Below are 11,732 nucleotides of genomic sequence, written 5' to 3'. Positions count from 1 at the left end.
CGGGACCGGTGTTCTGGGCCGGTCGGGTGGCACAGGAAGTCGGCCCGTCCGACTTCCTGTGCATCAGCAGCACCATCACGCCAACAGCTCGCCGAACTCCGACGCCGCCTCCCCATACCGGACGTTCCAGCCCTCAACCACGGCCGCCTCCAGGACGGCCGTGTCCACGTCCTCCAGTAGACGCGGCGACGGCTTCCCCGGCGAGTTCTCGTAGTTGAACGCGATGACGTCCAGGAACACAGGACGCTTCAACCGCGTGCTGTCCAGCCTCAGCAGCAGCGACTGGGCGAGCGCCGGGTAAGGGGTGAACTCCGGGTTCCGGAGCCAGTCGGTGAGGTCTGCCTCCGGCACGCTGTAGTCGACGGCCGCCTCCCCCAGCGCGTCGATGAACGCGGTGGGCGGCGCCTGCACCTGGAGGAGCCGGCTCAGCTCGCCGCGGCCGGTGGCGTCGAGGTCCGGCGGCTGGGTGATCAGCCGGAACGCCTGCCTCAGCCAGGCCTGTTCGGCCAGCCGACGCGTCGCCAGGTCGCTCCACGGCGGCTCGGGCGTCGGCCTGCGGAACGGCGCGGGCATTCGCCGGTACCGCTCCGTGATCCGGCGCAGGCAGTCACCGAACTTCTCCACGTCGTCGGGGTGGATTCCCTCGACCCACCCCTGGGCCGTGAACACGGCGGTGGCGGACGTCGTCGTCCCATCCCCGCTGACCGTCACCACCGCGGGCGTCTCATAGCGCTCACCGCCCCGGGAGGTGAGCGCTAGCTCGAACATGACCGGCTCAATCGTGTAGTCGAGCGTGAACGCCGTCCCGTCCACGGGAACGCTGACATTCCCGCCCGGCGCGCTCAGCGGCACTCCACCGACGGTCCAGGCGATCGTGAGCTGCGGGTTGACGGGCTCGCCGCTGCCGCCGAAGCCGGTGCTGCGCAGACCGAAGCGGGCGGTCGTCGAGGTGGCGAAGGTCCCCCGGCGCAGGGGGTCGCCGCACGGCGTCGTGGTCTCCTGGATCTCACCGACGGGGCCGACCACGTCGTCGGTCTGGAGTCCCCGGACGATCTCGACTGCCTTCGCCGCGCCCGCAGTGACCGACAGGTCCACCCACTGCCGCTCGGGATCGACAGCTATGGTGCGCACGACGAGCGGTGTCGTCGCGACGGCGACATCGGTATCCGGCGACGCCGTCGGTACCGATCCCCGGTACCACGCGCGCGGCCCCTTGTTGGCGATGTCGACGATCGAGTGAACGACCACCCCTTCCCGCGAGAGGCTTGGCCCCAGTGGGTCTATGCCGGCGTCCCAGCCCGCCGGGATGCGGTACTCGACGTAGACCCGGCCCACCCCGTTGGCTGGCTCGCCGGGCGGGTGCAGCACGAGCAGGCACCTGCCGTTCGACGCGGACGCCGGGACGATGCGTGCGGTGACCGGTGCGCCCGGCTGCGGGAAGGGCGCCTCGACCACCCGGCCGGCCAGCGCGTCCGGCATGAATAGGTGCAGGTTCGCGCGCGCGAGGTGCGGGCCCATGGCGAAGGCGCGAGAGTACGGCCAGTTGGTTACCGTCGGCCCGGTGAAGGTCGGCTGGCCGGAGTAGAACGGCCCCGCGCCGAGGAAGCGGCCGGCGAAGGTCGCCGACGACATGAGGTCGTAGGGGGAGCCGTACTCCTGGCCGACGATGATGGTGGCGTCGGTCGGATCCCAGTCGGTGCCGTTGTTGTCGAGCCCGAAGGTGTGGTCTAGGCCGAGGATGTGGCCGACCTCGTGACACATGAAGGTGAGGTCGCTCGACATCACCGGAAGCACGGCGACCGGCAACCCATCGACACCGTTCGCGCCGCCGTCGAAGCTCTGCGTGATCGTGACAGGCTGGCCCGGCTGCCCCGCCCGGGGATTCGGCACGATTCGCTGTCCCGGGTAGGTGATGACGATCAGACCGTCGAGGCCGGGCCACTCCGGGGGGTTGGGGAACCGGGCGCGCAGCGCGTCGACGGCAGCGCGGGCCTGGGCCGCTCGGGAGGTGTCGGTCCCGATCATCATGTCGACCCACGGGAACATCGACGAGTCGACGAAGTCGAGGTAACCCCGGGTGGTGTTCTCCCAGAACCGCAGCAGGGCGTGGTCGCCGGTCATGAGCATTGCGATACAGGCGGGATCGGAGATGACGGGCAAGGTGGTGTCGTGCCGGGCCCGAATGATGCCGAGGCGGACAGACTTGGCCATGATGTTCGGCTCCTTGTCGGGAGGGCCGACGCGCCTGTACCCGGTGGAAATCCGACACCACGTCCCGGTTTCCAATCTACCGCGCGGCCCCGCACCTCGCAGCCGCGAGACGGGACGACGGGCCCTGTCGGCCGGGACGGCCCTGTTCTCGCATAGCTACGGCGAAGGGACATGGAGCGCAGGGTGACGCTCCGGGCTGGACCGGGCGCAAGAGTCGGTGGTAAAGCGTCCGCGGTAGCAGCGATTCCGCTTCGAGGTCCGCTTATCGGACTTCCGGCGCGCCTGACGGCTCGCCAGGGTGATGCCGCAGTAAATACCGGATTTACTGCGGCGGAGTCCCTACCCTGATCATCGCGACCTGCGGCGGACGATTCCGGCCGCCGGGGCGAGGTGTACGCATTTACTGCGGCAGCACGTAGGGGGCGGGGCGGGCGTGACGATCGAACCAGTGACCGAACTCGGGGCCGGGGGCGCGCTCCGGCTGCGGCGCGCTCGGATCGTGCCCCTGTCCGCCCCGCCCTCGTCGTACACCGCGGCGGTCGAGCGGTACCTCACCGGCTCGGGCATCGCGAAGTCCTCCGCGCGGATCTACCGGATCTCGCTGACGACGTGGGGGTGGATGTTCGCCAGCGAACCCGCGCCGACCGGGCCAGCCCGCCGGGGCGCGAAGCCGCCCGTCTTGCCCGTCACCGCGATCGGCGACCCGGCGCTGCCGGAGCTCCTGGCCGAGCTGGCGGCAGCGCGGGCGGACGAGATGGACGCCGACACCGTCAACCGAGAGCTGTCCATCGCCCGCAAGGCGATCGGCTGGTGGCAGCGCCAGGGCTGGATCGACGGCGATCCGACGATCGGCATCGAGCGGCGGCCGGCACCGCCGGACCGCACCAAGGCCCTCTCCGAGAACCAGATCGCCGCCCTGTGGCGCCTGGACGTCGGGCTCAGGGAGAAGACTTTCTGGAAGCTCCTCTACGAAAGTGCCGCGCGGGCCGATGAGGTGCTGTGCCTGAACGTGGAAGACGTGTACCCGCAGGACAAGCGCGGCAGGATCACCGCCAAGGGCGGGGCGACGGAGTGGATTCACTGGCAGTCTGGCACCGCCCAGCTCCTGCCCCGACTGATCGCCCGCCGCGCCCGCGGCCCGCTGTTCCTCACCGACCGCAAGGCCCCGGCCGGGACGCCGACGCTCGACGTGTGCCCGGAGACCGGCCGGGCCCGGCTCTCCTACCGCCGGGCCGAGGAGATCTTCGAGGAGGACACCCGGCTGCTGGCCAACCCGCTCGCCTCACCCGAGGACATCGAGGACCTGGACGGCTGGACCCTGCACCGGCTTCGGCACTCCGCGCTCACGCACGACGCGGAGGGCGGCACCTCCACCCCGATGCTGCTGGCCCGGTCCCGCCATGCCTCCGTCCGCTCCCTGGAGCGGTACGCCCGCCCTGGCGTCGACGCCGTCGCCCGACACGTCGCCGAACGCGACCCCGCCGCCCGGCGGAAGCGCTGACGCCTCCAAGATCAACTATTGGCGGCTTCTAGGCTCACCTCGGCGATACCCCTCTCGGCCTCGTCGGCGTAGAGCCGCAAGATCGTGTCAGTGTCCTTGATCTGCAGCGCTTGCATGTACGCCTCGACTACGCCGACCGCGTCGGCGGTGCTGTTGTTGTTCGTCACGTGGTGCTCCTCTGATATTGGTTGGCAACCAACACAACACGTGCCGGTGACGTGCCAACTTTTCCGTTTGTGTGAGCCGGTCAGTACGCGACGTGGACGAGGCGGCGGGTGAGCTCGCCCCGCTGCAACTCGTCGACGAGAGCGACGGCGTAGTCCTCGGTGCTGATGTGGCTGTTGCCCTCGCCGTCACTGAGCAGTTGGTGATCGCCTATCCGGTACGCGCCCGTGCGCTCGCCAGGCGTGATCACCGCGGGCGGGGAGAGGTAGGTCCATTCCAGGTCGTCGGCGTTGTCCCGGACAAGCTCGAACAGCGCCACCTGGGCGCGAACCGGCGGCAGGGCGTCCTCGGGGAACCCGGGGGTGTCGACGACCCGTACACCGGGGGAGACCTCCAGGATGCCCGCGCCGCCCACCACCACCAGGCGACGCACCCCGGCCTTGCGTACGCCGTCCAGTACGCCGCGGCCCACCTCCAGCAGCGACTCGGAGGCCTCGATGCCGCCTCGCGGCGGTGCCACTGCCAGGACCACCGCGTCGTGGCCGGCCGCCAGGCGCGCGACGGTGTCGGCGTCGCTCGCGTCCGCCGCGAGGGTGCCGTCCTTCCCGCTGCGCGTGGCACCGGTCACCTCATGGCCCCGCTCGCCCGCCTCGGCAGCGATCCGGCTGCCGATCATCCCGGTGGCTCCGAACAGCAAGATGCGCATCCCACGACCTCCCTGTAGTCATCGCGTGTGCCGCGCACACGCCGTCACCGAGAAAGTAGAAGCTGCCGACGAATCCGAGATCTGCTGCCCGTCCCGGCTGGTGCTCGACCGCATCGGTGACAAATGGTCGGTGCTGATCGTGCTGAACCTGGGCGACGGCCCCAAGCGGTTCAGCGAACTACGCGGGACGCTTCATCACGTGACGCCCAAGGTCCTCACCTACACACTGCGGGGGATGGAACGCGACGGCCTGCTCACCCGCACGGTCTTCGCCGAGGTCCCGCCCCGTGTGGAGTACGAACTGACCCCGCTGGGCCACTCCCTGCGGCCCGTCGTGGAGCCGATCACCACCTGGGCCGAGGAGCACGTCGACGAGGTCCTGTCCCTGCGCAAGGCCCACGACGCCCGCTCCGCGGACGAGTTCGCGGGCTGATCACCGAGCAGCCCGACTGCGAGATACGGCCCGCCATGCACGAGACCATGGTGCCGTGGTCGATGACCGTGCATGGCGGGCCGCTTTTGAACTCACTGCGAACTCACTTCGAACTCGGAACGACCTCATCCACAAGTAGGCCAACCTCGGTCCGCAGGGGCAGGGGCAGGGGCGCGCGGTCAGCGGTCAGTGGGCAACTACGGCCACAACCTCGCCTACCAGGCCGCCTGGCGAGGCGACCACACCACCGCGGCAAACATCCTCAACTACGCCCTGACCCGCGCCCAGAACCCCGCCGCCCGCTGCCTGCTCCAGCTGCGCCTCGCCCGCACCCTCGCCGCACGAGGCGACCGAAGCGAACGACGCGCTGTGCTGCGTGCCCTCGCCGCGGCCGAGAAACACCTGGGCGACGCCGGCACCGACCGGCCCGCCTGGTGCGCCTGGGTGTCCGAAGCCGTTATGCGGTCTGTCAACCTGTCTCACCGACAAGGTGTCTCACGCCGCCTATACCTACTGACAGCCTGAGCGCCACCGATAGCATCGCCCGTCCCCGGTGGCCGGGCGGTCGGCGCATCCGGCCTGAGCTGGCTGTGACGTCGTTCACGGGCTCTGGCACAGATCTTGGGGAGCGGTCGCGGAGGGTCACTGGAGCAGGATCATCTTGCGGAGCAGTTCGAATCCGGCCCGGCCGTAGAGCTGCCTCTTGATCTTTTTCACGCGTGTCACGGCGCCCTCGGTGCCGCCCGAGCTCCAGTGCAGGGTCAGCCCGGCGATCACGGCTTCGAGGTCGGAGGTCAGTCCGCGGGCGAAGCCGGTGATCCCGGACAGCTGCGCGGCACGGGCGGTGCTGATCCAGTCCGGCAGGTCAGCGCCGGTCCGCTGGGTGAGCGTCTGGGCGAAATCCCGTACGAGTCCATGGGTTTGCTCCAGCTCCGGGCAGACGGCCAGCACCGCCTTGAGCAGCCGCTTCTCGTCCTCGGTGAGGGTGTCGGGGTGCCGGGTCATCCAGCCGACAACGGTGCGGACCGAGGGCGCCGCGGCGGCCGGGACGGGCGCGTCGGGCCACTGCAGGCGGCTGCGGGCCCAATCCCGCAGGCTGCTGTAGGGCACCGGATGACCGCGGCCGGCGAGCTCCTCGCGTACCTCGTGATGGTGATCGTGCCGTCGGTCTCGTCGATGCGCCGTTGCAGGTAGGGCTGATGAGTATCGAGGCGGCTGGTGCGGGAACTGCGTCCGGTAACCATGTCCTGCCAGCGGGCGGCGCGCGCATACCGCTGGACGGTGTGCCGCCCCCAGCCCAGGTGACGGGCGATGGCACGCAGCCCCATCCCCTCGCTCAACAGGCCGTGGACCAGGGCATGATGGGCGCGCATCCGCTCGGCCCGCCGACCGGTGGGCAAAGGGAGTGAGTGCGGCTCGACGGCGCAGGCCCCGTCGGCGTTTTCCCCGGTGACTGCCTGGTCCGGCTGCGGGGCGCTGGAGCGCAGGCAGTCGCGGTGCGCGGCGACGCACTTCTCGACGGCCTGGCCGAGGTTCTGCAGCAAGTGATACCTGTCGGCGACCTGGAGCGCGCGCGGGGCGCCGAGCGCGGCGCCCTCGGCGTAGGCGCCGGCGCGATCCCGGCAGATCACCTCAACTCCCGGGTGGGCCGCCAGCCACGCCGCCAGGGGTGCCGCTTCGCGTCCCGGCAGGACGTCGATGGGCCGGTGGCGTTCGCCGTCTGTGATCACGGTGGCGTACGAGTGGCCACGCCGGGTGGCGAAGTCGTCCACCCCGAGTACCCGCGGCGTGGCGAACTGCGGATCCGGCAACGCCACGACCCTGCGCAGCAGCGTCATCCGCCCAGCGCCGAGGCCCAGTTGGGCAGCCAGCCGGGCGCCGGCCCGTCCGGCCAGCGCGAGCCCGATGCGCTCCAGCATGCGGTTCAACCGGGTGGTGAAGCGCGCGTACGGGGCGGTCAGCTGCGCGAACGGCTCGGCAAAGGTGCGGCGCGAACAGGTGGTGTCGCCGCAGATGAAGCGCCGGACCCGCAGCAGGATGACGACGCCCTGCCCACCGAGCGGGAGATCCTTCAGCCTGCACTGGTAGGAGTCGTGCACCCGTTCCGAGAACCGACCGCAGTCCGGACAGGCTGCGCCCGCCGCCCGGCCTCTCGCCACGATGTCGACGGTGCCGAAGACAGCGGTCACCGCCGCGACGTCCACGTCGTCGATCCCGTCGAACACCAGCGAGTCCCAGAACACTGAGTCGGCCTGCATGACCAGCACCGTCACCGGCCACAGCCGACGACCGCCAAGGCCCGCAGAGACCTGATGGAGCGTCACTGTCGCCTGTCCGACGGCGAGGCGTACGCGGTCTCACACGAGACCAACCCTCGCAATCGAACACCACGGTGACCCTCCGCGACCGCTCCCCAAGATCTGTGCCAGAGCCCGGTCGTCGGCGTCGAAGCCAGGCCTGAGCCATGCCGCGATCGCTGTCCGCACCTCGCGGCGACCGGCGCCGCCGGGATTCCTTTCCGAAGGATCAGGACTCTTCGAAGACGCGTTCTTCGAAGACGAGGTCTTCGGCGGGGTGGGTCATCCGTACGTTGCTGTTGGTGACTTCGACCACTGCGTCGAGACCGGTTGTGAACTGGCCAGTGGACAGGATGAGAAAGCGGTCCTGTGTCTGTGCTAGGAAGGCGGGGAAGCCGGAGAGATCGGTATTGCCAAGGTTGAGGAAGTCCACCAGCCGTCGGAAGAGCTTCGGCAGGATTACCACGTCGTTGGTGAGCGAGGACATGCCGGTGACGGTCGCCCCGCTGAGGGTGACGTCCTTGGTCCACAGCCCCTTGACGGGGGCGGCCTGCGCCTGATGGACCGCGGCAGTCAGCTCAGCGCGCAGGTCCTGGAAGGGATCGTCGTGGAAGAGATTGCTGTAGTAGGTCGGATAGGCCAGCCCTGTCTTGAGCAGATGGTGGTTGACGGTGGTGCGGAGTCGGGTTACGTCGAGCATGGTGTCTGTCCCGCTATTGCCAGGGGGCGTGCCGCGGCCGGCCATGGCGATGCAGCGGCCGCCGATGTCCGCACTACGGGCGAGGATCCACCCGGGTGTGCTCTCGGGCGTGGCAGCAGTGACTGTCTCGTCCGGCGCGCGTTGCACGTCGGTGAAGCCCAGCCAACTCAACAGTTCGTCCCTGGCGGCGTGAGCAAAGAACGGTGGCTGACTGACCTCGGGGCCAGACCGGGAGTAGTGGGTTTCCAGCGTGTCGACGGCATCCAGTCGCAGCTTGCCCTGGCCGGACGCATTGCGTTCGACGCTGTGGAAGCCGCCGACGCCGACGAAATTCCACTCAGCCGGATTGGCAGGGGTGAAGTGGACGGTGTCCCCCTCCGGCCGAGTACCAACGACCTGGTACGAGCCTCTGATCAGCAACAGCAGCATTGGCATAGCAACTCCCTGGAGAGAAGAGAAGACCGGGGGCCCTGAAGCCGATGAGCACCCAGCCGCGACCACACGATCAGTCTCACTGCGAGTGATGCGCCGGCTGGACCTGCTCACTCAGGTTGCTCCTAGGCGGACCGGGTCATCAGCCTCCTGCGGTCTCAGGGCTGGTCGAAGACGAGGTCCTCCGGACGATGCACCAGCTTCACGGTCTGGCCGAAGACGTCCACCAGCGTGTCGAGGCCAGTCTGCTCACCGGTGGATATCACGGTGACCTGATCGTGGCGTTGCCGCAGATCCTCGCGGAATCCGGCCAACGACGTCTCGGGGCCGTTGCGCACCAGGAAGTCCACCAACCGCCGAAACAGCGCCGGCATGACGACGATGTCGGCCAGTGAGTCCATACCGGCGATCTGCGCTCCGGTACCCGTCCGATCCTTGCGCCACAGTCCCAATTTCTCGTGGCGGGCGCTTGTTGAGGCGTGGGCCATCTTGGTACGTAGGTCGGGGTCGAGTTCCCGGTCGAAGGCGGGGTAGGCCAGGCCCAGCTGAAACAAGGTCAGGTTGGCCGACTGCTGTAGCGCTGCGTCTGTGTTTTGAATGCGGGTGCCGCTCGGCGCCGGCGTCGGGCCGCCGCCTGCGAACGCCACGCACCGTCCGTGACGATCGGCCCCGCGGGCCAGCACGTACCCACGCACCCCAAGCGGTCGTACGAGTTTGGCGCTGCGCTGAAGCACCAGGCGCATCAGCGCAGTTCCGGCCAAATTGGCAAATTCTAGAGGCTGATGCACTTTTCCGGTGCGCGTCGGAAAGTCCGTCTCCAAGGTGTCGGCGCCATACAGGCGCACGTTGGCGTGCCCGTCGGCATCAAGAGCGACCTGATGTGTGCCTTCGAGGGCATGCCAGGCGTCTAGGGAGTCTGGGGCGAAGCGGACTGTGCCCCCGTCGGCGATGGCACCGGGCACGCGGAATGTTCCCTCAAGGACCAGCAGGGACATGGTCGTCTCCTCACTGCGGGTGAACGATGGCGCAGGCGAGCTGCCGGGTACGACCGTCGTCGTTGACGATGATCCGGCGTGCCTGGAGTGCTGGCGGCATCGTCCATCCCTCCTGGTTCGGGTCAGGTCCGTCGGCGTGTGGATTCGTGGCAGGCGGTGTTAGCCGGGGGCGTGTGGCCTCTTTCGGGATGGGCGGGGTAGGTGGTTCGGCAATCTCGGTGGTGTGCTGGTTTGAGGACCACGGCCGCCGTCACGGTGTGATCAACACCCCTACGGTGGCGCCGCTGACCTCCGCTAGAGCGGTGACCTGGCGCGAGGCGTTCACTCCGGTGCCCCCGATGATCGTCATGCCCGGCGTGGCGGCGAACGCGGTCAGGTCGACCAGGCCGGTCGTGCTGTGGAGCACGAAGCCCTTGGCCGGGAGGCCGAAGCTGCCCACGACGTGGCCGCTGGATCCCACATCGAAACCGTCGCTGTGCAGCGGCAGCAAAGCGCTGGGCGGCGATCCGTTGACGAATTGGGCCGCGCCGGTCAGCGGATTGCCGCTGGGGTCTGTGCCGGCAGGAAGGCGTGCTCGACGCCGAGGGCCGTGTCGGATTTGCCGACGATCTGGCCGACGTCGTTGATGTCGATCGCGCGACTGCTGCCCAGGAAGCTGCCCGGATTAGCCGGGTCGGGGATGAGCGTGCCCAAGTCCTGCACGGCGCCTGCGGTCCACAACACGGCGCGCTCGACGGGCGTTCCGTTGGCGTCGAGGGCGTCGGAGAAACCCACGATCTGGTCGTTGTTATTGATCGCGAAGGCAGTGGCGGTACTGGGACCACTGCCCGTGGGCAGGATCGGCAGGCGGGTCGGCGTGCCCGTTGGGCCGTTAGGTTGGGCGGGGCGCCACACGAACGGGAAGACCGTATCGTCTTGGCCGACCACAACCCCGGCGTTGTTGATCCCGTTGGCCTCGCTGAGGCCGGTCACCGGTGCCGATACCAGCGGCGTGACCTTGGGCCTGATGGCCATGCCGACCTCCTTGCTCACCGGGGGGAAGCCGCAGATGACCCGACTCCCGCTGATCACACTTTGCGACTCGAAGAGTGACCTGTGCCCCCTGCGTGCGAGGGCGGCAGCCAGAGATTACGGATCTACCATGACGTCCCTATATATGCCATTACCGATCGCATAGGCGTTCCGCGATGAACGCCAGAGCTCTCCAGGCAACCAGGCCCCGACTCGGATGGCCTGCGGGTTTCCCCACCTACCCTGGCGGGGCTGCCAGATCCACGATCTTCGGTTCGGAGAAACTGGCGGTGAACGACGTGTCGTCTCCCGAAAACGCGAAGAGGACCAGCTTTTTCTCTGGCTGTGGCCTGTTGCTATGAATCAGGCGCAACCTAATGGGGGTGAATTCCACTCCGTCCCTGCTGAATTCCGTTCCGCGAATCTTCCGATCTCGGACGGTTATCCTCAGGTGCACGGTCTCGTCGAAGAACGGCGGCTCGGGGCGGAAGACCAGATGCTGCTCCCCGCCCGTCGTGCTGCTGCTCCCGTCCGCGATGCTCCCGTCCCCGGTGACGCTCCCATGGACCGCGCCGACAAGGTGCCCGCCCGAATCGATGCGCTTGCTCACACCGACATAGAAGCCGCCCGGGGCGAGCAGAGCGATACCGGCGTGGCGGGCTGAGCTGATCGACGGTTCTGCAAACCGGAGCGAGAGCTTGACGGTGGCCTGGAAACTATCCGGCACATCGAACACGCGGTGTGGGATGTTCGAAGACGACCGCGGACCCGCCGTGAGCGCAAGACGCGGCTCCTCGGCCGGCTTCCTCGTCAACGGGATAGGGGCCGGCTCCACGATGGGCGGTGTAAGCGCACCGGGGTCGAACAGCTGCGGCGGGGTGATCTGCCCCCGTGACAGCCGGACGGCATGCTGCACCACCGCGTTGATCAGCTTCGTGTACACCGCAATGGCCCCATTGAGGGTCTGACTCGAGGGAAGGTCCTGGAAGAACGCGGGGTTTTGCAGCGCGAACTGCAGATCGTTGCGGGTTTGGAGGTAGCGCAGCTTCTTCTCACGCGCATCGGCCAGGGCGAGCAGGAAGTCCTCCCGCTCCTCAGGGGTGGGCAGCGGCAGCGGCAGCGTGTCGTAGGTGGCCACCTCCGCTTCATAGGCGGTCGGACTGGTCTTCACGAACTCCGGAAACCTCTTGAACCGCTCAAGAACGTCCGCAATCGAGGCGACCGGGGAGAGCTCCGCGCCTGTGCCCGCATTCTGAAACATGGTCGCGGTGAACTCCGACT

13 protein-coding genes are annotated in these 11,732 nt (G+C 68.5%); 3 read left to right on the top strand and 10 right to left on the bottom strand.

Features of this window, described 5'->3' with window-relative positions:
* Positions 1-75: 75 nt before the first annotated feature.
* On the bottom strand, positions 76-2,211 hold the full coding sequence (locus CLM62_RS36970; RefSeq protein ID WP_095754273.1) for a hypothetical protein: 2,136 nt from the start codon (positions 2,209-2,211) through the stop codon (positions 76-78).
* Positions 2,212-2,644: 433 nt separating this feature from the next.
* Between CLM62_RS36970 and CLM62_RS52255 the strand changes: the two genes are divergently transcribed.
* Positions 2,645-3,712, top strand: coding sequence for a site-specific integrase (locus tag CLM62_RS52255; RefSeq protein WP_257004300.1), 1,068 nt, complete (start codon positions 2,645-2,647; stop codon positions 3,710-3,712).
* 11 nt (positions 3,713-3,723) lie between these two features.
* Here CLM62_RS52255 and CLM62_RS50430 read toward each other — a convergent pair whose 3' ends face one another.
* Complete coding sequence (locus CLM62_RS50430; RefSeq protein ID WP_179382393.1) at positions 3,724-3,879, bottom strand: hypothetical protein; 156 nt, start codon at positions 3,877-3,879, stop codon at positions 3,724-3,726.
* Positions 3,880-3,959: 80 nt separating this feature from the next.
* On the bottom strand, positions 3,960-4,583 hold the full coding sequence (locus tag CLM62_RS36960) for an NAD(P)-dependent oxidoreductase (protein WP_095754272.1): 624 nt from the start codon (positions 4,581-4,583) through the stop codon (positions 3,960-3,962).
* 25 nt (positions 4,584-4,608) lie between these two features.
* Between CLM62_RS36960 and CLM62_RS36955 the strand changes: the two genes are divergently transcribed.
* Together CLM62_RS36955 and CLM62_RS36950 are read left to right on the top strand one after the other, a co-directional pair.
* Positions 4,609-5,016, top strand: coding sequence for a helix-turn-helix domain-containing protein (locus CLM62_RS36955; protein ID WP_257004299.1), 408 nt, complete (start codon positions 4,609-4,611; stop codon positions 5,014-5,016).
* A gap of 189 nt (positions 5,017-5,205) precedes the next feature.
* Positions 5,206-5,541, top strand: a complete 336-nt coding sequence (locus tag CLM62_RS36950; RefSeq protein WP_095754270.1) for a hypothetical protein — start codon at positions 5,206-5,208, stop codon at positions 5,539-5,541.
* A gap of 117 nt (positions 5,542-5,658) precedes the next feature.
* Here the strand turns inward: CLM62_RS36950 and CLM62_RS52250 are convergent, their stop codons facing one another.
* The 7 genes from CLM62_RS52250 to CLM62_RS36920 all read right to left on the bottom strand — a co-directional run.
* A complete protein-coding gene (locus tag CLM62_RS52250; protein ID WP_257004298.1) occupies positions 5,659-6,021 on the bottom strand; it encodes a transposase in 363 nt (120 codons plus the stop codon).
* The gene (locus tag CLM62_RS36945; protein WP_257004297.1) at positions 6,018-7,274 is read right to left on the bottom strand and encodes an ISL3 family transposase; all 1,257 of its coding nucleotides are present in this window, start codon (positions 7,272-7,274) and stop codon (positions 6,018-6,020) included. Before CLM62_RS36945 ends, CLM62_RS52250 begins: the two co-directional genes overlap by 4 nt.
* Before the next feature lie 268 nt (positions 7,275-7,542).
* Complete coding sequence (locus CLM62_RS36940; protein WP_373559224.1) at positions 7,543-8,442, bottom strand: nuclease; 900 nt, start codon at positions 8,440-8,442, stop codon at positions 7,543-7,545.
* A 161-nt stretch (positions 8,443-8,603) separates the two neighbouring features.
* On the bottom strand, positions 8,604-9,440 hold the full coding sequence (locus tag CLM62_RS36935) for a thermonuclease family protein (protein ID WP_095754268.1): 837 nt from the start codon (positions 9,438-9,440) through the stop codon (positions 8,604-8,606).
* A gap of 250 nt (positions 9,441-9,690) precedes the next feature.
* The gene (locus tag CLM62_RS36930; protein ID WP_143659213.1) at positions 9,691-9,900 is read right to left on the bottom strand and encodes a hypothetical protein; all 210 of its coding nucleotides are present in this window, start codon (positions 9,898-9,900) and stop codon (positions 9,691-9,693) included.
* A 71-nt stretch (positions 9,901-9,971) separates the two neighbouring features.
* Positions 9,972-10,454: a hypothetical protein gene (locus CLM62_RS36925; RefSeq protein ID WP_143659212.1), complete on the bottom strand. Its 483-nt coding sequence runs from the start codon at positions 10,452-10,454 to the stop codon at positions 9,972-9,974.
* A gap of 235 nt (positions 10,455-10,689) precedes the next feature.
* Positions 10,690-11,732 (bottom strand): hypothetical protein (locus tag CLM62_RS36920; RefSeq protein ID WP_218835655.1); only part of this gene is annotated, 1,043 nt, incomplete at its 5' end.

This window comes from Streptomyces sp. SA15, from assembly GCF_002291145.1.
Lineage (GTDB): Bacteria > Actinomycetota > Actinomycetes > Streptomycetales > Streptomycetaceae > Streptomyces.
Note: the sequence above shows the minus strand (reverse complement) of the source record. Positions and strands in the feature narration are given on the sequence as shown.